This is a genomic window from Amycolatopsis sp. NPDC051372 (assembly GCF_040682095.1).
GTDB lineage: Bacteria > Actinomycetota > Actinomycetes > Mycobacteriales > Pseudonocardiaceae > Amycolatopsis.
Genome location: NZ_JBFBAF010000009.1, coordinates 1 through 18,406 on the forward strand (window position 1 = coordinate 1; position 18,406 = coordinate 18,406).

The window sequence follows — 18,406 nt, forward strand, 5'->3', positions numbered from 1 at the left end:
TTCTGCATGCTCATGACATTTCCTCCGGATGTTCGACCGAGCGCGTGCACGGGCTCGGTGACGGGACGGGATTCCTCGACCTCGGCTGCCGCCGCCGGTCGACTCCTCGGCTGTAGGCAGCACGCGGCGGCGGCGCCCACTGCGGCGGGGCTAATTGCGGCCTGGCGGTGGTTTGAGCCCATACCGGGCGATGACGTCTGGCAGCCAATCGGGGGTGGCGAACTCCAGTCCGTACTCGGCCGCGAGCCGTGCCATCTCCCCTTCGGCGGGCGGGCTGCCTGCAATCAGGTCCGACAGGGCATGGAAGAACCCTTCGAAGCCGCCCGGGGCAATCACCTCGATCATCCGCGCGGGTATCTTGCCCGCGTTCCACATCGTGTGAAGTTCTCCGCGTGGCTTGGCGATGTATCCACCCGCGCCGAGTACGGCCTCGCGATCGCCTGATCGGAAACCGATCTCCCCTTCGGTCACGATCGAGTACTCGTCCTCACGGGTGTGCAGGTGCGGAGCGACCAGTGCACCGACGGGGAACGGGTGTTCCACGATCGACACAGCACCTCCTGTCTCGTGGCTCCAGAGCTTGAAGGCCACTCCGATATCTCCGAGATCCCCCTCCTTTCCCTCCCCCGGTTGCACGATCGTCAGTGGCGGAGGCGTTATGTCGCCCATGGTGACTCCCCGTCGTCATCGCTGTGACTCGCTGCCGGCGTCGTCCGACTCGGCCCCTGGCGAGGCCGGGTCAGCGGGCGCAGCTTCGCGGTCGCGAGCGATCTGGGCGATGAAGTATTCCGGGTCGTCCGGGTCGAAATTCCGTTCGGTGGTCTCCACCGGCATGGCTGGCTCCAATCACCGTGGGGCTGCGGCTTGTACCGTTGGCCGCCGTCGTCACTTCGATTGGCGTAAACCAAGGGGGGAATCTTACGGGGGTCGGCGAACTTGCCCTGGAATACCCATCGGGCACCCATCCGCGCACCGCAGCTGCTCGCGCCGGGTGCCTCGCCGCCCACGATCCGCTCGGTGTCGCTGGAGCCGGACCACGCGCAAGTTCGATGCGGCCTGCGCCTCTTCCTTGGCTGTGGTTCAGCGGCGAATCGAGTGATGGCACCTTGTTTGGCCGGACAAACATCGCGACACGTGATTTCCGCAGCCGGCCCGGGGGCACCTCCCGCGGCGGCGGCGACGGGTGGCCGAGCAAACGGACCCGGATCGCGCCGCCGCCGATCCGGAATCCTTTGTCTGGCAAAGCGACGAAGGTACGCGAACTGGTGACCTCCGACGCAACGTGGCGAACGCCGCTTCCCCCTGCTCACACAATGGCGACGCCTGGCCACCCAATAAGACTGTAAGGATGATCAGATGGCGTCCGGCGCGCGGGTCTGACCCGCGATACGACCGGCCTTCGGTGCCTTCAATTTGATCTGTCGACTCGGGTTCCGGGCGGTACGTGCTGCCGCCGGACCAGCGGGACGTGTCCCGATAGGGGCCTTGCCACTGGTGCGCGAGCATCACGGGACCGCGGCCGATGCGGCCAATACGTCCGTGACGCGGAGAACGCGGGCCGCCAGGACATCGCCGACTTCTTCCGCCGTGTGATGGAGCAGGACTCGGCCCGGGCGAAGCAGTGCCACGAGTACATGAAGGAGCCCTCGGGCAGCTCCAGCTCCGGCCCGGCGGTTTCCTGACGCGGCCGGGCGGGAAGAGCCGGGCGGCGCCTCCCGCCCCGCGCGGAGTTCATCGACAGCGCGTGCGAAGACCCACGCGAGTTACGAGCCCGACGAGCGGGAGGAGCCCGATGAGGAAGGTGACTGTCGACGATCTGCGCGAGCTGCTGGCGGCTTCGCTCGCCGAACCGGTGCTCGTGCTGACCGAAGGACGTCTGCGGGTCGAACCGCCGACGGCGGGACGCCCGGCGAGTGACGTGGTCACCCGCTCCGAGCTGCGCCGCCGACTCGGCGACGCCGGTGAACCCGGCAATCGCGACCTCGAGCTGATCGCGGCGACGCTCACCACGGCGGTCGGCGAGCGCGGAGCCTGACGGGTCAGAGGATCGGCACGCCGCCTGTCACCGCGACGCGCGCGCCGGACACGTAGCTGCCGTCGTCGGAGGCGAGCAGGACGTAGACCGGGGCGAGTTCGGCTGGCTGGCCGGCGCGGCCCAGTGGCACCTGCTCGCCGAAGCTCTTCACCTGTTCCTCGGGCATCGTGGACGGGATCAGCGGTGTCCAAATCGGACCCGGAGCGACGCTGTTGGCGCGAATCCCCCGAGGCCCCAGCAACTGCGCCAGGGCCGCCGTCATGTTCGCGACGCCCGCCTTCGTCACGTCGTAGGGCAGCAGCTGCGGAGTCGGGTTGTCGGAGTTGACCGACGAGCTGCCGATGATCGCCGCACCGGGCTTCAGGTGCGGCAGGGCCGCCTTGACGAGGTGGAAGTAGGCGCTGAGATTCGTGGCGAGCGTGTGGTCCCACTCCTCGTCCGAGATCTCTTCGAGCGTCTCGTGGGTCATCTGGAACGCCGCGTTGTTCACGAGCACGTCGAGCCGGCCGAACTCCTCGACCGTCCGAGCCACCAGCGCCCGGCAGTGCGCCGGATCCGCGATGTCACCGGGAACGGCCACGGCCTTGCGCCCGGCTTCGGCGACCCAGCGGCGGGTCTCCTCGGCGTCCTCGTGCTCGTCCAGGTAGGAGATCAGCACGTCGGCGCCTTCACGCGCGTATGCGATCGCCACCGCGCGGCCGATGCCGCTGTCCGCGCCGGTGATCAACGCGGCCTTGCCAGTCAGCTTCCCGGAGCCGCGGTAGGTGTGCTCGCCGTGATCGGGCCGCGGGGTCATCTCCCCGGTCGACCCGGGTGGGCTCTGCTGCTGAGCGGGCTGGGACACGGCCGGCTCCTTTCATTGTCAAATGCACCTGCGTTGGCACCGACGACATCGGGCAGCAGGCTCCCGTTCCGAGTGCGGCCGGTGGCGGTGCCGGCGACGATCTGGGTTCGACGGTCTGCGCGGCGTCCTCATCCGCCCGCTCGGCGAGTCGGCGCTCAGTTGCGCTCGCGGCTGACTTCGTGGTCGCCGGCGGCTTCGCGTTCGGCGAGCTCGCGCTGGTCCTCGGGGGTCAGGTCGCCCGAACCCGTGAGTTCACGGTCGAGCGTCGTATCGGCGTCGCGTTCGGGATCGGTCATGTTCCGTCGGCTACCCGCCCCTGAGCCCGGCAAACGCGGGGTCAGCCGAAGGCGGGCGCGGGCCCACCACCGGTGGACCCGCGCCGGTACCTCACGCTCCGCGGCCCGTGGTGCGCTGCAGCTCGTCGATCCGTTCCGAGGCCTGCGCTTTGGTGAGGTCGTCGGACACCTCGACCCCGGCCTCCTGTCCCAGCGTCTGCAGGTACGACTTCTGCGGCCCGGTCATGGGCTCGTCGCCGGTCGTCCAGTCGCTCGGATCCTTCTGCGGGTTCTGGTCAACCTGGTCCGTCATCACTCCTCCATTCGAACAGGTGTTCGCATGCACCGACCGTACCCCGGGTGTGCGGCAACCGCCGTCCGAATGAACCCGGAATGATCAGCGACGCCGCCGGGTACCCGCGAAACCGTGAGCAAACCTGATTTGACCCGTTCCAGTCTCGGTCCTACGGTGCCTGTGTGATGGCTGACTTCGAGGGGCAGCTGCGCTCGGCCTCATTGCGCGTGACACGGCCGCGACTGGCCGTGCTCGCGGCGCTGCGCGATCACCCGCACGTGGACACCGAGACGGTGATCGCACTGGTGCGCGACGAACTTCCGACGGTCTCGCACCAAGCGGTCTACGACGTGCTGCGGGCGCTCACCGACAGCGGCCTGGCGCGTCGCATCCAGCCCGCCGGCGCGAACGCCCGCTACGAGTCCCGGGTGGGCGACAACCACCACCACGTCGTGTGCCGCTCGTGCGGCGCGATAGCCGATGTCGACTGCACCGTCGGCGCCGCCCCCTGCCTCACCGCTTCGGACGACCACGGTTATGCGATCGACGAAGCGGAGGTCGTCTTTTGGGGTACCTGCCCCGACTGTTCGGCAGAACGCCACAACCAGTGATCCGCGAACTCGGAAGGCAAAACACATGACCGACACCCCGGAAAACACCCCGTCGAGCGCGCAGGGGGTGGACAAGAAGGCGGCCGAGGGTTGCCCGGTCGCACACGACTCCGTGACCTCGCACGGCAGCGAGAGCGAGAACCCGGCGATCGACTCGCCGCGCCCGAAGACAGGCGGCCGCCCGCGCACGAACCGGGACTGGTGGCCCAACCAGCTCGACCTGTCGGTGCTGCACGCGCACTCATCCAAGAGCAACCCGCTGGCACCGGACTTCAGCTACGCCAAGGAGTTCGAGAAGCTCGACGTCAACGCCCTCAAGCACGACATCACCGAGGCCCTCACGACCTCGCAGGACTGGTGGCCGGCCGACTTCGGGCACTACGGCGGCCTGATGATCCGCATGAGCTGGCACTCTGCGGGCACTTACCGCATCCACGACGGGCGCGGGGGCGCCGGTGACGGCGCGCAGCGCTTCGCTCCGCTCAACAGCTGGCCCGACAACGCCAACCTCGACAAGGCCCGCCGCCTGCTGTGGCCGGTCAAACAGAAGTACGGCCAGCAGGTCTCGTGGGCCGACCTGCTCGTGCTCGCCGGCAACGTCGCGCTCGAGTCCATGGGCTTCAAGACCTTCGGGTTCGGCTTCGGCCGCGTGGACACCTGGGAGCCCGAGGAGATCTACTGGGGCCCCGAGGACGACTGGCTGGGCGACGAGCGCTACGCCACCGACTCCGCGATGGTGCCCGAACTCGGCGCGACCGAGATGGGCCTCATCTACGTCAACCCCGAAGGCCCCCGCGGCAGCGCGGACTTCATGGCTGCGGCGCACTTCATCCGCGAAACCTTCGCGCGGATGGCGATGAACGACGAGGAGACCGTCGCGCTGATCGCCGGCGGTCACACCTTCGGCAAGACCCACGGCGCAGGCGTGGCCGACGACCACGTCGGCCCCGAGCCCGAGGGCGCGCAACTCGAGGCGCAGGGCCTCGGCTGGCTCAGCACCCACGCCAGCGGCAAGGGCGGCGACACGATCACCAGCGGCCTCGAGGTCACCTGGACCGACAAGCCGACGGAGTGGAGCAACCGCTTCTTCGAGATCCTCTTCGCCTACGAGTGGGAGCTCGAGACGAGCCCCGGCGGTGGCAAGCAGTACGTCGCCAAGGACGCGCCGGAGATCATCCCGGACCCGTTCGACCCGAACAAGAAGCACAAGCCGACCATGCTCACCACCGACCTGGCACTGCGCTTCGACCCGACCTACGGCGAGATCTCGCGCCGCTTCCTCGAGAACCCGGACGAGTTCGCGCTGGCGTTCGCCAAGGCCTGGTACAAGCTGCTGCACCGTGACATGGGCCCGGTCAGCCGTTTTCTGGGCCCGTGGGTCCCGGAGCCGCAGCCGTGGCAGGACCCGGTGCCGGCCGTCGAGGGTGATCTCGTGGCCGACGCCGACATCGCGGACCTCAAGGCGAAGGTGCTCGAGTCCGGGCTCACCACCGCGCAGCTGGTGACCACGGCGTGGGCGTCGGCCGCGAGCTTCCGCTCCACCGACAAGCGCGGTGGCGCCAACGGCGCGCGGATCCGCCTCGAGCCGCAGCGCGGCTGGGAGGTCAACCAGCCCGATCAGCTCGCGGCGGTGCTCGAGAAGCTCGAGGGCATCCAGCGCGAGTTCAACGAGGCCGGCGGCGCGAAGATCTCGCTCGCGGACCTCATCGTGCTGGCCGGTTCGGCCGCCGTCGAGAAGGCCGCGCACGACGCGGGCGTCGAGGTGACCGTGCCGTTCCACCCCGGCCGCACGGACGCCACCCAGGAGCAGACCGACGTCGAGTCCTTCGCGGTCCTGGAGCCGCGCGCCGACGGCTTCCGCAACTACCTGCGCGCCGGCGAGAAGCTCCAGCCCGAGGTGCTGCTCGTCGACCGCGCCTACATGCTCAACCTGACGGCCCCCGAGATGACCGTCCTGATCGGCGGCCTGCGCACCCTGGGCGCCAACGTCGACGGCGCCCAGCACGGTGTCCTCACCGACCGCCCCGGCGTGCTGACCCAGGACTTCTTCACCAACCTCCTGGCCCCCGGCACCCGCTGGAAGGCCTCGGAGTCGGACGAGAACGTGTACGAGATCCGCGACACCGCAACCGACGAGCTGAAGTGGACGGCCACCGCCGTCGACCTCATCTTCGGCTCCAACTCGCAGCTGCGTGCCCTCGCCGAGGTCTACTCCAGCGAAGACGCCCGCGACAAGTTCGTCGCCGACTTCGTCGCAGCGTGGACGAAGGTCATGGAACTGGACCGGTTCGACCTCGCCTGAGGCTGAGCAACGGACAGCCCGGCCGGTCCCGAGTGGATCGGCCGGGCTGTTCGCTGTCCAGAGCCCGAGGTCCTGCTCCCGGTGATCGCGCGCCGAGAGGCCGAAGGACCTCGATGACGATGCGGTTCCCCTGGGCGATCAGGTTTCATTCTCATAGAGGGAAAGCCCAGCACCCGGCCCCGCCCGCCACCGTGTCGGCCGTCAAGGCGTTGGTTTCACGTCTCCGCCTGTGGGAATCCAGCCCGCGCACGGTGCTTCCATCTGCGGGGCAGGCTTACGCGAAGGTGGTGGTGTTCGGTGAAACCGGAGCCCACGTATCGAGAAGAACTGCTGCTGCGTCACTACATAGAGTCGGTCGCTGAGCAGGTGGGAGTGGAGGCGACAGCGGTGCTTTGCGAGTGCGGCACGCCCTCAACCGCGTACGTCGCGCTCGCCGACACGTCGCGCGCTTGGCCCGGGCGGCTCCTGATGCTCGCGTGGAGCAGCGACGAGGGCTGGCGACTCGCACTCGAGCCCGAAAGCGACGAACCACCTGTGATCGTTGCCGTGTGGCCGGAACCGGTCCGCCCGGCCCCGGAGCGAGTCGCGCGCCGCCTCCAGAACGAGCTGCAGAAGCGGGCACAGGCAGCCGCGACGGCATCGATGATGCCTTCGGAAGATGCGGCCCACCCGTCGCGGCAGCCGGAACTTGCCCAAACGCCGATCAGGCGCTGAAGTTTACGTGGCCCGCCGTGTCGGCCGCCACCGCGCGGGTACTCCACCAACACAGCGGTATCAGCCACCGCACGAGCAAGTTCCGGAGAGGAGACATCATGGCCACCGGCGAAACCGGATTCGACGACGTCACCTACGACCTGGTGTCTGTGCAGTACCACGCCCTGAAGGCAGGACACGACTACGGCCAGTACGTCAGGGACGCGGACAACGCGGGCAAGCAGGAAATCGCCGATTTCTTCCGCACAGTCATGAAGGAAGACTCGGCACGCGCCAAGCAGTGTCACGAATTCATCAAAGAGCTGTCCGGCAGCTCGGAATCGGGCCCGGCCGTCACCTGAGGTCACCCGGCCGTTCGTCCTACGAGGCGAGGGCGGAGCAGCTGCGCACGGCCGCCGGCTCAGCCGGTGGCCGCGTGCTCGCTGTGAGCGGCCGGCACCACCGCGGCGCTGTCGCGGCGCGTAGGTCGACGCTGGTGGGTGCGTCGAGTGCGGCCGGGTCGCCGTCCGGATTCGGTTCGAAGCTCGACATGCCCTCGGTCTTGGCGCGGCCGCGGCCGAGGGGCTCCGACGCTGGCGCTCAATCTGAGTGAGGTCCCGCGTCGTTTCCTCGGCCGCGCTCGGGCGCTCGTCTCGAACGCAGCCTCAGCCGCTTGGGCACGACAGGTTCTTCACGCCGTATTCGTCTTGGGACAGGAACTGGCCGCCGAAGCAACCTGACGGAATTTTCGCGCGTATCCGCGGCATGATCAGGTAACAGGTCAGGTTGGATGATCAACGTCGAGGCGCCGGCGCCCACCATCTCGCCCGCGTCACCAGCGGCCGGGCGGGACCGGTTCGTCGCTGTTCAGCGGACACCGTACTGGACTGGGTTGCGAGTCAACTCGCGGCACCGAGCCGTTGGGCGAGCAGTTTCTTGCCCTGCTCCGCACCCTTCCGGCTTTCCTCCTGGGCACGGCGGAAAAAGGCGGCCAGCTCGCGGTCGCCCGTGCGGTCGGCATCAGCGATGTAGGACTCCATTCGCAGTGCGTTGCTCAGACACGCCTCCACGAACCAGATGATGTTGTAGTCCTTGTCCTGTGTACCGGTGACCTGATCGGTTTCGCTGCTGGTCACGATCACTCCTCGGGTTTCGTTTCCGATGGCCTCAGACCTCGGCTACCCCGATTCCGTCACTCGACACCTCGAACCCGCCTGGCCCGATCGCACTCGATGCCCGGCGCGGCCCGCTGCGCCCCCGACACGCGAGTGAACATCTCAACGCCCGAAGGTGGTGCACCGTAACGGTGGCTGCGAGACGATCGGGCAATGCAGGCATCCGATCGCTACCCCACGCCTGGCGCCGGCGAGACGAGCGTCAGCCTCCGCGGTGAGGGTTCGGCTGTGGTGCTCACGGCACGCGGCGAATTCGATGCGCTCACCGCGCCCCTGCTCCAGGCGGCGATCCACGATGCGCTGAAGACCACACCCGAAGTCCTGGTGGTCGACCTGACCGCAGTCAGCTTCATCTCCTCGATCGCGCTCGCGGCCCTGGCCGAGGTACACCAAGCCGCTGGTGAGCGCACCAGCCTCCGCCTGGCGGTCGAGCGCCAACTGGACCGCACCCTGCGGTTGGTCGGACTCCACCAGCGGTTCGCCCTGTATTCGTCAGTGGCCGACGCTCTAGCCGCTGACGACACCTGACTCGCAACGCGCGACACAGGACGGGTGTATCTCGGGCGGGCGCGGGTATGCCGCAGACAAGACCCGGCAGGCCGGGCCGCGACCGCGCGAGGTGGTGCCCATGTCTGTGACCGGCAGCCACGCCGCTGCAGCGAAGGCCGAGTTGTCGGTGCGCCTACCCGCGCGCACCGACGACGTGACGCTCATGCGGTATTCTCTGGCCGGCTGGCTCAGGGCCCACCGCCTGACAGGGGATCTCGCCCACGATATCGAGCTGGCAACCTACGAGGCACTGATCAACACGGCCAGCCACGCCTACCCCGCCGGCATCAGCGGCACCGTCGAGCTGAATGCACGCCACCAGGATGACCTGATCCGGGTCACCGTCACCGACGACGGCCGCTGGCAACCATCCACCAGGGACCCAGACCAGTGTTACGGGCGTGGCCTCACCATCATGCGCGCTCTCTCCGACCACATCATCCTCGCTCCCACCGACGTGGGCACCACCGTGACCATGACTTGGTACCTGACATTGCCCGAGGCCCTCGGCACGAGCTGACCCGAGCAGCCCACTGTCACCGCGCGCAGAAGCCGCCAGCTGGGCGTCGACGACCAGGGGCTCGTTGTCGGGCCCGCGGGCGATCTCGCGGCCCCGCAGCACCCAGGGACGCACGCCCGGGCCGCGCAGGTCACGCAGGTGCCCCTAGTCGTACAGCCGGCGGGCGAGCCACAGCCGTACGGAGCGGTCACGCCACCAGGACTCCGTCCGCAGCGGGTTCGCCGACAGGCCCGGCAGCGAGATGCCGGTGAGGCCGTCGAGACTTGTGGGATCGCGGTCGCCGTCGGCGAGGTCCGTGTCGGGGCCTCGCGACCAGCGCACATACAAGTCGTCGCCACCTTCGGTCTCCAACAGGCAGGCCAAGCCCGCGAGGTCGTAGACCGTCGGCAGGTCCGTGCCGATGCGAGTCCTGCTGCCCCGTTACCCAGGCGACCGCGCGCGAAACACGGTGGTTCGGCAAACCCACGACCGGGTAAGCCCGGGACATGCGCGACGGTACCGATCAGCCCGACATCGCCCGCCCGACGACGCCCGACCCGGGCCGCGAGGACGACTCCCTGTACGACCCGGGAGAAGGTCGCCCGCCGAGGGACGTCGATGACGCCGAGGGCACGGGCCAAAGCGTGATCGGCGAACAGCGCGAGCGCCGTCGCGACCGAACTTGACTCCCCTCTTTGGCGACGGCCGCGCCTTCGTCGGCGTCCATCTCCTTCGTGTCGTGCGGCGGCAGGAACTACTCGCCCCCCGGGCGACGCCGCACCTCGAGCCGGCGCCCGGGGCGAGGCGTCCAGCACCGCGATGTTCGAGATCCAGAGCCAGACCAGGAACACGATCACACCGGCGAGCGAATCGTAGGTCTCGTGGCAGGGAAACGAAATTAGCCACGCACGCCGCGAAGCCCGCCGAGCCGATTCCCAGGAGCGCGACCGAACCCGTTGCGACCACGCCGGGCGCGCGAATGGGGGCGGGATCACGATCCCGAAAGTCGGTGCCAATCGCAGCGGCAGGACTTCGACAGTGGTGCCTCGCCGGAAGCCGGGGCCGCTCGGCGGCGGGCAAGCCGGTGACCCGAGGTCTGGGAACCCCCAGGCTCGCGATCGTGACGCTACGCGAGCGCAGCGTCCGCGACTAGCAGCCAAAGGCTCTTTGGCTGAACGTTGTCAACGGACGTGGGGTCAGGGACGACGGTCAGCGTGACGTGCCTTCCCGACCGACGCGCCGACGTCGGCTTGTGTTTCAGACCAGTTGCCCTGCTCATCCTTTGTGGACACACGCCGCGTGGTGAAGAGTTACCGCCTCAGCGAGGTGGTGGAAGCGGGCGACCACCTGCCCGCGCCCGCGGCACAACTTTCTCGAGCTGCCGCGGACCAAGTCGGAATGGCCGGTGTTGGAGCTGCGCTCCCCGGCCATGGAGCGCATCAACGCGGAGAAACACGTGGCCCGACGGTTACTCGGCACAAGTGTGTAAGCGCCCTGGTGCCGGGTAACCGCAGCACTCGAAAGGAGGCAGCATGGCTGAGTTTTCCCGTTCCTGGCCACGCCTGGTCGTCCTCGTGGTCGCGGTGGTCTACCTCGTGCTCGGCGTGGCGGGGTTCTTCGTGCCGGAGACCGCGCACGTCGGCCACGCCCCGTCCCGCACGGTCTGGATCTTCGGCTCCAGCACGGTCCTCAACATCGTGCACACCGCAGTCGGTCTGCTCGGCCTGCTCGCGGCACGCAAGCCCTCCGGGGCCGTCGGCTACTGCTGGTTCGTGTTCGTCGCGTTCGCCGGACTCACGGCGTTCGGCATCCTGTCGGCCACGTTCGGCACAGTCGACGACGACCCGGTGAACCTCAACGGCGCCGACAACTGGCTGCACGGCCTTACCTCGCTCGTCGCGCTGGCCGTGGCGCTCGCGGGCGACCGCGCTCGCGAACGCGACACGGCGCCTTCGTCGCCCAACCGGAGCGACTAACCGGCCACGAGGCCGACGGTGTACGGCAGCACAAACGCGCACCCACCGACGAAACCGGCGAACGCCAGCGCGCCGGCTACCGGCGACGAAGCCGGTCACCAGCGTGAGCACGCCACCCGGGAAAACCTGGCGCAGCCGCGCAGGGGAACAGCCAACCGGAGGTGACCATGTCCGTCCTGACCCGTGTCCTCGGGGCCGCCACCGCGGCCTACGGCCTGACTACCATCGTCTACCCGCGGGCGCTGGCCAAACCGTGCGGGCTCACGACCGCGTCCGGTGCCGTGCCGGCCGGCACCCGCACGCTGATCGCCGCGATGGGCGCCCGTGACATCGCGATCGGGCTGGCGATGGCGTTCGCAGACGAGGGCAAGCCGATGCGGCTCGCCCTCGCCGCGCGCGTCGCCTCCGACACCGCCGACGCGGCGGCGTTCGGGCTGGGGCTGCCGGATCGGTCAGCCCGGCCGAAAGCCGCGGCGGCCGCGCTGGGGTGGGCCGCATTGTGCGCGGTCTCTACGTTCGTCCGCCGATAACAGTCTACTGTGGACTAGGCCAGCGACGTGGCGATGAGCAACGGCGCCGCGGCCGCCCACGCTTGCGGTGACGCCGAGTGTGGATACCGAACCGGGTACGGCGTTTCCGCGCGAGCGTAACCGGCCATCACCTCGGGCAGGCGGTTGCCTGGTTGGTGCCCGGCCGCGGCGACGAGACCCTCGGCCAGGTGCGTGGCCTCCGTGGTGAGTCCGGCGCGAGCCAGGCCCGCCACCGCGATGGCCGTATCATGGGGCCAGACCCCGCCGTTGTGGTAAGAGACGGGGTGGAAGGGCACCTGCCCTTCCGCGAGCGTGCGCACGCCCCAGCCGCTGAAGAACCTCGGCTCCGTCAGTCGCTTGCCGACCTGCTGCGCGCGGCCGTCGGGGAGGATCCCGGACCACAGCACGTGCCCGGCGTTGGAGGCCAGCGCGTCGACCTGGCGGCGCCGGCCGTCGAGGGCCAAGGCGACGAAGTCCTGGCCCCGCAGCCAGAAGTCCTGCTCGAAGTCGGCACGCAGGCGGGCCGCGCGATCGGTGAGCCGGTCGGCGTACGCCGGGTCCCGCCACACTTCGCGGGCGAGCTCAGCCGTCGAGAGCAGGGCTTCGTAGGCGTAGCCCTGCGCCTCGCAGACCGCGATGGGTCCCTCGGCGAGCTCACCGTCCGCGAAGCAGATCGAGCGCGCGGAATCCTTCCAGCATTGGTGGACGAGGCCGGGCCCGTCCGTGCGGTACACCAGGTAACCGTGCTCGTCCAGGCCGCCGTGGTGGAACATCCAGTCAACGGCGGCGCGCGCGGCACTTTCCAGTTCGATGGCCATGCCGTCGCCCGCGACGCGACGGTGACCACCCAGCAGCACGAGGAAAAGCGGCGTCGCATCGACGGTTCCGTAGTACCGCCCGTACGGCGTCTGCCCGAAGCGGCTCAGCTCTCCCTGCCGCACCTCGTGCGCGATCTTGCCCGGCTCTTCTATCCGAGCCGGATCGACCACGCGGCCCTGCACCGCCGCGAGCGCGCGCAAGGTCGCGCCCGCCAGCTCCGGCCGGTAGGGCAGCGCCGACATCGAAGTGATGAGGCTGTCCCGGCCGAAGAGGGTCAGGAACCAGGGCACGCCGGCCCCCGGGATGCGCAGGTCCGGCTGCCCCGGCGCGGGCACGCGCAGGTCCGCCAAGTCGGCGAGCCCGGCCGTAACGGCCGCCCGCAGCTCGGGCCACCCGTGCGCCGGGACGTCCACTCCCTCGACGAACTCCTCGACGTCCAGCCGAGCTCGACGCGCCACGTCAGCCACTCTCGCGGGCTGTTCGCCGGACACCGGCACGCGCTGTCCTTCGCCGGCCAGCACTTCGAGACGCAGCGGTACTTCGCCGTGCGGTGGAAGGTCGAGCGTCCAGCTGAGCTGTTCGCCGGCGTACGCGGCCGGAACGGAGGATCGCAGCACTGTCCACTTGCGATAGTCGTCCCGCTCGTAGGCCAGCAGCACCTCGCCGCTTTCGCGCACGATCGTCGTGTGCCGGCCCGGACGTTCGAACTGACCGGTGCCACGCAACTCGAACTGGTCGGCGAAATCGGCCGCGAACCGGAACTCCACCGTCACGGCGACCGGCACCGCGAGGTGGTTGCGCACGCGGACTTCTTCGACGAGCGAGCCTGAACCCAGTGCCTGGTCGCGGAACACGCTGTACGCGGCGTCCTGGTTCCGCGGCGTGGCCGGGCTGAGGATCACGCTCGTCGACTGCCGGTCACGCACCGCGCTCAGCACCCGCAGCGCATCCCCGGTCGAGAACTCCCACCGCGACAGGTGCCGGGTGTCCTCGGCGTAGAAGCCTTCAGTACCCGCCACGACGTCGGCCGTGTCACCCGTGATGAGGAACGTCGTGCCCCGCACGGAGGTGTGCGTGCTCATGCCGCCCGCCCGTCCGCCGCCGGTTCCGCGAGGAGGTCGATCGCCACCGCGGCGGTCCAGCTGAAGTCGTCGCTGCCGTGGCCCTCGCCGGTGAGCGGGTCCACGTACTCGCGGAAGCCCGCGCCGCGGATCGAGTCCAGCATGCCCTCGCGCAGCCGATCGGCGACCTCGTGGTAGCCCTGGGCGCGCAGGCCGCGCCAGATGAGCCAGCCGGTGTTGAACCAGGCCGGGCCCCGCCAATAGCGCGCCGGTTCGAAATCGGCGGCGAGGAGGTCGTAACTGGGCACGGGGCTCAGCTCGCCGAGGCGGAAGTGCTCGCCGCGCGCGGATTTCAGCAGTTCCTCGACCACCGGCAGGTCCGGCACGACCAGCGGCACGAGACCACCGACCGTACGGCGCCGCAGCAGCGACTTCGTGTGCGCGTCGCGGGCGAAGAACATCCCCTCGACCGGGTCGTAGAGCCGGCTCACGAGCGAGTTCGTGATCGCGCCCGCGCGCCGCCGGTGAGGCGTCGGGTCGGCGCCGATCTCCTCGGCCATCGCCGCGAGCGCCGCTTCGCCGGCGGCCAGCACGGCGTTCGTCAGCGGGTCTTCCACGGCGAAGGCGCAGCCGTCGAGCGCGTCGGCGAACCCGCCGTCCCGGTAGTCGGCGGCGAGACGCACGTACCGGCCGTAGTCCAAGTCGGTCGGCCGCTCACCCGCACCGGCGTGCCCGAGATCGCGGCGGACGAACGACGAGGTGGGCACCGGCTCGATCCGGCCCAGCGGCTCATCCCAGCTCGGGCTGTTGTCCAACCCCGACTCCCACGGGTGCACCACGCTCACGAGCCCGTCACCGCCCAGGTCGCGGCGGGTGAACAGGTAGTCGTGCCAGCGCCGCAGCCGCGGGTAGAGCCGGCGCAGGAAACCTCGGCGGTCCGAAGTGGACGGGTCGGCGAGGTGCACTTCCCACGCGGCCAGCGCGTGCACCGGCGGCTGCACGAGCCCCGAGGTCACCAGGCCGGTCGACGCGTGGCGCGCGCCCGGTCCCCAGAAATCGGGGCCGGGGAAGTAGGCGTCCGCGGGCACCGCCGGGTTGAACACGATCTGCGGCACACGCCCGTCGGTCCACTGGGCGCCGAAGAGCGACTCGAGTTCGCGTTGCGCGCGCACGGCCGACAGGTGCCGAAGCCCCAGCGCGATGAACGCCGAGTCCCAGCTCCACTGGTGCGGGTAAAGACCTTGGGCGGGCACGGTGAATCCGCGGCGCCAGTTGGCGAGCAGGATCCGGCGGGCCCGCCGGGCGAGCTCGTCGGTCATGCGAGCCGTCGCAGGAACGGTGGCACCCCGGCCACCGCGTCCGCGGGCTCGCCACGCAGCCGGCTCTCCAGAGCAAGGTCGCCCTCGTAGCCGATGGCGGCCAGCGCGCCGAGCACCGCCGGCCAGTCGAGGTGCCCGGCGCCGGGCTGCAGCCGGTTCGAGTCGCTGACCTGCACGTGGCCGATGTAGCGGGCGAAACGCACGAGCGAGTCCGCGGGGTCGTCCTCCTCGATGTTCATGTGGTAGGTGTCCGCGCCGATGCGCACGGAGTCCAGCCCCACCTCGTCGATGAGCGACGCTGCCTGCTCGAGGCGGTTGACCATGTGGTCCTCGTACCGGTTGAGCGGCTCCAACAGCAGGAGCACGCCTTCGGCCTTCGCGTGCTCCCCCAGCTCGGTCAGGCCCGCGACCAGCACCTCGCGGTCCTGTTCCTCGGAGCGCGGCGGCTCGAACGGCGGCAGCCGGCGCGAGAACATCCCGTAGGACGCCGGGGTCATCGCCCCGATCCCGCCCAGCTCGGCGATCACCGACAGCTGGGAGCGCATCTGCTTGATCGCGTCGGCACGAAGCTCGGAGTCGAAAGCGCCGAAGAAGTGCAGCATGTCCACGCATACCGTGCGCATCACGACGCCGTTGCGCGCGGCGCGGTGCAGCTCCGGCAGGCGCTTTTCCAGCGCCAGATCCTTCTTGCCGCGCAGCTCGATGGCGTCGTACCCGGCCGCGGTCGCGAAGTCCCACTTGGTCTCGAGGTCGTCGCCGGGCAAAAGCTGTTCCTGGCAGGCGAGTTTCAGCATCACTTCTCCGTGTAGTCGAGGACGACCTGCAGTGCGTCGGCCGGGTGTTCGTCGAGCAGCTCGTAGGCGCGTTCGACCTCGTCGACGCGCACGCGGTGGGTGACGAGGCGGACGGGGTCGATGGCGCCTTCCGCGGCCAGCCGCAGGAACGTGCGGTTCATCCGGTCCTGGTCCCAGCGCCCGGCCAGGCGCCACGGCACCCCGCCGATCTGCGAGGCGACGATCTCGACGCGGTTGTGGTGGAACTCCTCGCCGAGGCGCAGGCCGGTGCCGTCGCCCTGGTAGAAGCCGGCGGCGACCACGCGCCCGCCGACGCCGACCGTCCGGACGGCTTCGTGCAGTGCGCGGTAGGTGCCGCTGAGCTCGATGGCAACGTCGGCGCCGCGGCCGCCGGTGGCTTCGCGCACGGTTTCCGCCGCACTGGCCGCGGTCACGTCCACGGTCTCCACCGCGCCGAACTCCGAAGCGATCGCCAGCCGCGACGCGATGGCGTCGCACGCCACGACCCTGCCGCCGTTCAGCGTCGCGAGCCTCGTGGCGAGCAGGCCGATCACGCCCTGCCCGAACACCGCGACTGTCTCGCCGACGTGCACGTCGGCGCCGAGGACGCCGTTGAGGGCCACCGCGCCGACGCGGGCGAACGACGCCGCCAGCGGTTCGAGACCGGCCGGCACAACGTGGTCGACCAGCTTCGCCACCGGCACGATCGCCTCGCTGCGGTGGCCCCAGATGCCCCACACGACGTCGCCCACGGCCGGCGCCCCCTGCGTGCCGACCGCGTCGGGCGAGACCTCGAGGACCTCGCCGACCTCGGAGTAGCCCCAGCCGACAACCGGGTACGTCTGGCTCACGTCCCCCTCGACGAACAGCCGGCGCTGCTCATCCCACACCCGCGTGAGGTACGGGTTGGTGCCGCGGTAGGCCGTCAGCTCGGTGCCGGCCGAGATGCCCGAGTACAGCGTGCGCACGCGCACCGCCCCGGCTCCCAACTCCTCCGGCTCCGTCTCGACCGCCTCGACCCGGCGAGGGCCAACGAACTGAACCACCGTGCCCACGAGGGCCTCCTCCGACCACCTTGTCGATCATTTATGACCATCTGCCCGGCAGAAGCTACCCCACTTATGCCAGAAAATCTACATAACTTGTCTTGCTTTCACGCCTAACTGATGCTGTGATCGTCGCCAGGCACGACGCAAAGGAGCACCGATGTCTTCAGCACGAGGACGGTCGAGAGTCCCGGTCCGATCGGCCGCCGCACTGGCGGCCGTGGTGATGGCCGGTGGCGCGCTGACCGCCTGCGGCTCCGGTTCCGACGACAGCGGCGATGGCACGCTGACGGTCTGGAGCATGGAGAACCAGTCAGACCGGGTCGCCGCGGCACAGAAGATCGCCGACCAGTTCACCGCCCAGACCGGCGTGAAAGTGAAGATCGTCGGTCTGGACGAGGACCAGTTCAGCCAGCTGGTCACCTCCGCCGCGGCCGCGGGCAACCTGCCCGACGTCGTCGGCGGGCTCTCGCTCACGGGCGTCAACGAGATGGCCGTGAACGACCTCGTCGACACCGACGCCGCGGCGGCGGTGGTGAAGGACCTGGGAGCCGGCACCTTCTCGGCCCGCGCCCTGCAGATGGACTCCAGCGCAGGCAAGCAGCTGGCGGTGCCGTCGGACGGCTGGCCGCAGATGCTCGCCTACCGCAAGGACCTCTTCGCCAAGGCCGGCCTGGGCGCGCCCGACACGTTCGACAAGATCCGCCAAGCGGCGCAGAAGCTCAACTCGGGCGGCGTCGCGGGCATCTCCATCGCGACCGACCCCGGGGACGCGTTCACGCAGCAGACGTTCGAGGACTTCGCGCTGGGCAACGGCTGCCAGCTCGTCGACCAGAGCGGGAAGGTGACGCTCGACAGCCCGGCGTGCGTCAACACGTTCTCCTTCTACAACGACCTGGTGCACAACTACTCCGTGCCCGGCGCCCAGAACGTCGACTCGACGCGCGCGACCTACTTCGCCGGCAAGGCCGCGATGACGGTGTGGTCCTCCTACCTCCTGCCCCAGCTCGCCGGGCTGCAGAAGGACGCCGCACCCAGCTGCCCGCAGTGCCAGGCCGACCCGCAGTTCCTCGCGAAGAACACCGGGTTCGTCACGGCCATCAAGGGCCCCGACGGCTCGGCCGCGCAGAACTTCGGCGAGCTCGGCTCGTGGGTGGTGACGCAGGGCGACCGCGCGGCGAACGCCCAGAAGTTCGTGAGCTACATGCTCGACCAGGGCTACGCCGGCTGGCTCGGCCTCGCACCGCAGGGCAAGATCCCCGCGCGCACGGGTACCGCGAACGAGCCCGGCAAGTTCACGAAGGCGTGGTCCGGCCTGCAGGTCGGCACCGACACCAAGAAGCCGCTCAACGCGGTGTACCCGGCGGAGGTGATCCAGTCGCTGCAGAACAGCTTGGACACCTTCCAGCAGTGGGGCGTCACGCAGGGACAGGGCGGTCTGGCCGGTGCGACGCTGGCCGAGCTGCCCGTGCCGAAGGCCGTCAGCGCGATGACCGGCGGCAACGTGGACCCGGCCGGCGCGGCCAAGCAGGCGAGCGACGCGGTGCAGAACATCCAGAAATCACTGAAGTAGGGAAACGCGG

The 18,406-nt window shown here is 69.6% G+C and carries 21 protein-coding genes and 1 pseudogene; 11 read left to right on the plus strand and 11 right to left on the minus strand.

The window, feature by feature from the left end:
• Positions 1–150: 150 nt before the first annotated feature.
• A complete protein-coding gene (locus tag AB0M56_RS15375; RefSeq protein ID WP_364175731.1) occupies positions 151–552 on the minus strand; it encodes a cupin domain-containing protein in 402 nt (133 codons plus the stop codon).
• Positions 553–684: 132 nt separating this feature from the next.
• The gene (locus AB0M56_RS15380; RefSeq protein WP_364175733.1) at positions 685–834 is read right to left on the minus strand and encodes a hypothetical protein; all 150 of its coding nucleotides are present in this window, start codon (positions 832–834) and stop codon (positions 685–687) included.
• A 958-nt stretch (positions 835–1,792) separates the two neighbouring features.
• Here AB0M56_RS15380 and AB0M56_RS15385 point away from each other — a divergent pair.
• Complete coding sequence (locus tag AB0M56_RS15385; RefSeq protein WP_364175735.1) at positions 1,793–2,035, plus strand: hypothetical protein; 243 nt, start codon at positions 1,793–1,795, stop codon at positions 2,033–2,035.
• Positions 2,036–2,039: 4 nt separating this feature from the next.
• Here the strand turns inward: AB0M56_RS15385 and AB0M56_RS15390 are convergent, their stop codons facing one another.
• From AB0M56_RS15390 to AB0M56_RS15400, 3 genes are all read right to left on the minus strand, one after another.
• A complete protein-coding gene (locus AB0M56_RS15390; RefSeq protein ID WP_364176407.1) occupies positions 2,040–2,831 on the minus strand; it encodes an SDR family oxidoreductase in 792 nt (263 codons plus the stop codon).
• Positions 2,832–3,034: 203 nt separating this feature from the next.
• Complete coding sequence (locus AB0M56_RS15395; RefSeq protein ID WP_364175738.1) at positions 3,035–3,175, minus strand: hypothetical protein; 141 nt, start codon at positions 3,173–3,175, stop codon at positions 3,035–3,037.
• A gap of 91 nt (positions 3,176–3,266) precedes the next feature.
• Positions 3,267–3,467, minus strand: coding sequence for a DUF3072 domain-containing protein (locus AB0M56_RS15400; RefSeq protein WP_364175741.1), 201 nt, complete (start codon positions 3,465–3,467; stop codon positions 3,267–3,269).
• A 167-nt stretch (positions 3,468–3,634) separates the two neighbouring features.
• Between AB0M56_RS15400 and AB0M56_RS15405 the strand changes: the two genes are divergently transcribed.
• From AB0M56_RS15405 to AB0M56_RS15420, 4 genes are all read left to right on the plus strand, one after another.
• Positions 3,635–4,060, plus strand: a complete 426-nt coding sequence (locus tag AB0M56_RS15405; protein WP_364175744.1) for a Fur family transcriptional regulator — start codon at positions 3,635–3,637, stop codon at positions 4,058–4,060.
• 25 nt (positions 4,061–4,085) lie between these two features.
• Positions 4,086–6,362, plus strand: coding sequence for a catalase/peroxidase HPI (gene katG / locus AB0M56_RS15410; RefSeq protein WP_364175746.1), 2,277 nt, complete (start codon positions 4,086–4,088; stop codon positions 6,360–6,362).
• A 297-nt stretch (positions 6,363–6,659) separates the two neighbouring features.
• Positions 6,660–7,076, plus strand: coding sequence for a DUF6292 family protein (locus AB0M56_RS15415; RefSeq protein ID WP_364175749.1), 417 nt, complete (start codon positions 6,660–6,662; stop codon positions 7,074–7,076).
• Between the two features lie 98 nt (positions 7,077–7,174).
• Positions 7,175–7,417, plus strand: a complete 243-nt coding sequence (locus AB0M56_RS15420; protein WP_364175751.1) for an acyl carrier protein — start codon at positions 7,175–7,177, stop codon at positions 7,415–7,417.
• Between the two features lie 537 nt (positions 7,418–7,954).
• On the opposite strand, the gene AB0M56_RS15425 is transcribed toward AB0M56_RS15420, so the two are convergent.
• Entirely contained in the window at positions 7,955–8,191 is a 237-nt protein-coding gene (locus tag AB0M56_RS15425; RefSeq protein WP_364175754.1) for a hypothetical protein, read from the minus strand.
• A gap of 192 nt (positions 8,192–8,383) precedes the next feature.
• On the opposite strand from AB0M56_RS15425, the gene AB0M56_RS15430 reads away from it, so the two are divergent.
• Positions 8,384–8,758, plus strand: a complete 375-nt coding sequence (locus AB0M56_RS15430; RefSeq protein WP_364175756.1) for an STAS domain-containing protein — start codon at positions 8,384–8,386, stop codon at positions 8,756–8,758.
• Positions 8,759–8,858: 100 nt separating this feature from the next.
• Positions 8,859–9,299 (plus strand): ATP-binding protein, encoded by a 441-nt coding sequence (locus AB0M56_RS15435; RefSeq protein ID WP_364175759.1) that lies wholly within the window; start codon positions 8,859–8,861, stop codon positions 9,297–9,299.
• Between the two features lie 42 nt (positions 9,300–9,341).
• Here the strand turns inward: AB0M56_RS15435 and AB0M56_RS15440 are convergent.
• Positions 9,342–9,701: pseudogene (locus tag AB0M56_RS15440) on the minus strand (DUF6098 family protein); the annotation flags it as partial.
• Positions 9,702–9,784: 83 nt separating this feature from the next.
• On the opposite strand from AB0M56_RS15440, the gene AB0M56_RS15445 reads away from it, so the two are divergent.
• The 3 genes from AB0M56_RS15445 to AB0M56_RS15455 all read left to right on the plus strand — a co-directional run bounded on the left by AB0M56_RS15445 (position 9,785) and on the right by AB0M56_RS15455 (position 11,784).
• Positions 9,785–9,964, plus strand: a complete 180-nt coding sequence (locus AB0M56_RS15445) for a hypothetical protein (protein WP_364175762.1) — start codon at positions 9,785–9,787, stop codon at positions 9,962–9,964.
• An 846-nt stretch (positions 9,965–10,810) separates the two neighbouring features.
• Entirely contained in the window at positions 10,811–11,254 is a 444-nt protein-coding gene (locus AB0M56_RS15450; RefSeq protein ID WP_364175765.1) for a DUF4383 domain-containing protein, read from the plus strand.
• 167 nt (positions 11,255–11,421) lie between these two features.
• Positions 11,422–11,784, plus strand: a complete 363-nt coding sequence (locus AB0M56_RS15455) for a hypothetical protein (protein WP_364175767.1) — start codon at positions 11,422–11,424, stop codon at positions 11,782–11,784.
• Between the two features lie 14 nt (positions 11,785–11,798).
• Here AB0M56_RS15455 and AB0M56_RS15460 read toward each other — a convergent pair whose 3' ends face one another.
• Genes AB0M56_RS15460 through AB0M56_RS15475 form a run of 4 tightly spaced genes read right to left on the minus strand, consistent with a single transcriptional unit; the run spans position 11,799 to position 16,832 of the window.
• A complete protein-coding gene (locus AB0M56_RS15460; protein ID WP_364175770.1) occupies positions 11,799–13,685 on the minus strand; it encodes a glycogen debranching N-terminal domain-containing protein in 1,887 nt (628 codons plus the stop codon).
• On the minus strand, positions 13,682–14,983 hold the full coding sequence (locus tag AB0M56_RS15465) for a hypothetical protein (RefSeq protein WP_364175772.1): 1,302 nt from the start codon (positions 14,981–14,983) through the stop codon (positions 13,682–13,684). The genes AB0M56_RS15460 and AB0M56_RS15465 overlap by 4 nt, the downstream gene beginning before the upstream one ends.
• Positions 14,980–15,777, minus strand: coding sequence for a sugar phosphate isomerase/epimerase family protein (locus AB0M56_RS15470; RefSeq protein WP_364175775.1), 798 nt, complete (start codon positions 15,775–15,777; stop codon positions 14,980–14,982). The genes AB0M56_RS15465 and AB0M56_RS15470 overlap by 4 nt, the downstream gene beginning before the upstream one ends.
• The gene (locus AB0M56_RS15475) at positions 15,777–16,832 is read right to left on the minus strand and encodes a zinc-binding alcohol dehydrogenase (RefSeq protein ID WP_364175778.1); all 1,056 of its coding nucleotides are present in this window, start codon (positions 16,830–16,832) and stop codon (positions 15,777–15,779) included. Before AB0M56_RS15475 ends, AB0M56_RS15470 begins: the two co-directional genes overlap by 1 nt.
• 151 nt (positions 16,833–16,983) lie before the next feature.
• Here AB0M56_RS15475 and AB0M56_RS15480 point away from each other — a divergent pair, with 151 nt between their 5' ends.
• On the plus strand, positions 16,984–18,396 hold the full coding sequence (locus AB0M56_RS15480; protein WP_364175781.1) for an extracellular solute-binding protein: 1,413 nt from the start codon (positions 16,984–16,986) through the stop codon (positions 18,394–18,396).
• Positions 18,397–18,406: the final 10 nt, after the last annotated feature.

Excerpts from the sequence above, each read along its gene's own strand:
- AB0M56_RS15380 (WP_364175733.1), bottom strand. The coding sequence starts at position 834 with ATGCCGGTGGAGACCACCGAACGGAATTTCGACCCGGACGACCCGGAA.
- AB0M56_RS15385 (WP_364175735.1), top strand. The coding sequence starts at position 1,793 with ATGAGGAAGGTGACTGTCGACGATCTGCGCGAGCTGCTGGCGGCTTCG.
- AB0M56_RS15390 (WP_364176407.1), bottom strand. The coding sequence starts at position 2,831 with ATGACCCCGCGGCCCGATCACGGCGAGCACACCTACCGCGGCTCCGGG.
- AB0M56_RS15395 (WP_364175738.1), bottom strand. The coding sequence starts at position 3,175 with ATGACCGATCCCGAACGCGACGCCGATACGACGCTCGACCGTGAACTC.
- AB0M56_RS15400 (WP_364175741.1), bottom strand. The coding sequence starts at position 3,467 with ATGACGGACCAGGTTGACCAGAACCCGCAGAAGGATCCGAGCGACTGG.
- AB0M56_RS15405 (WP_364175744.1), top strand. The coding sequence starts at position 3,635 with ATGGCTGACTTCGAGGGGCAGCTGCGCTCGGCCTCATTGCGCGTGACA.
- katG (WP_364175746.1), top strand. The coding sequence starts at position 4,086 with ATGACCGACACCCCGGAAAACACCCCGTCGAGCGCGCAGGGGGTGGAC.
- AB0M56_RS15420 (WP_364175751.1), top strand. The coding sequence starts at position 7,175 with ATGGCCACCGGCGAAACCGGATTCGACGACGTCACCTACGACCTGGTG.
- AB0M56_RS15430 (WP_364175756.1), top strand. The coding sequence starts at position 8,384 with ATGCAGGCATCCGATCGCTACCCCACGCCTGGCGCCGGCGAGACGAGC.
- AB0M56_RS15435 (WP_364175759.1), top strand. The coding sequence starts at position 8,859 with ATGTCTGTGACCGGCAGCCACGCCGCTGCAGCGAAGGCCGAGTTGTCG.
- AB0M56_RS15445 (WP_364175762.1), top strand. The coding sequence starts at position 9,785 with ATGCGCGACGGTACCGATCAGCCCGACATCGCCCGCCCGACGACGCCC.
- AB0M56_RS15450 (WP_364175765.1), top strand. The coding sequence starts at position 10,811 with ATGGCTGAGTTTTCCCGTTCCTGGCCACGCCTGGTCGTCCTCGTGGTC.
- AB0M56_RS15455 (WP_364175767.1), top strand. The coding sequence starts at position 11,422 with ATGTCCGTCCTGACCCGTGTCCTCGGGGCCGCCACCGCGGCCTACGGC.
- AB0M56_RS15460 (WP_364175770.1), bottom strand. The coding sequence starts at position 13,685 with ATGAGCACGCACACCTCCGTGCGGGGCACGACGTTCCTCATCACGGGT.
- AB0M56_RS15465 (WP_364175772.1), bottom strand. The coding sequence starts at position 14,983 with ATGACCGACGAGCTCGCCCGGCGGGCCCGCCGGATCCTGCTCGCCAAC.
- AB0M56_RS15470 (WP_364175775.1), bottom strand. The coding sequence starts at position 15,777 with ATGCTGAAACTCGCCTGCCAGGAACAGCTTTTGCCCGGCGACGACCTC.
- AB0M56_RS15480 (WP_364175781.1), top strand. The coding sequence starts at position 16,984 with ATGTCTTCAGCACGAGGACGGTCGAGAGTCCCGGTCCGATCGGCCGCC.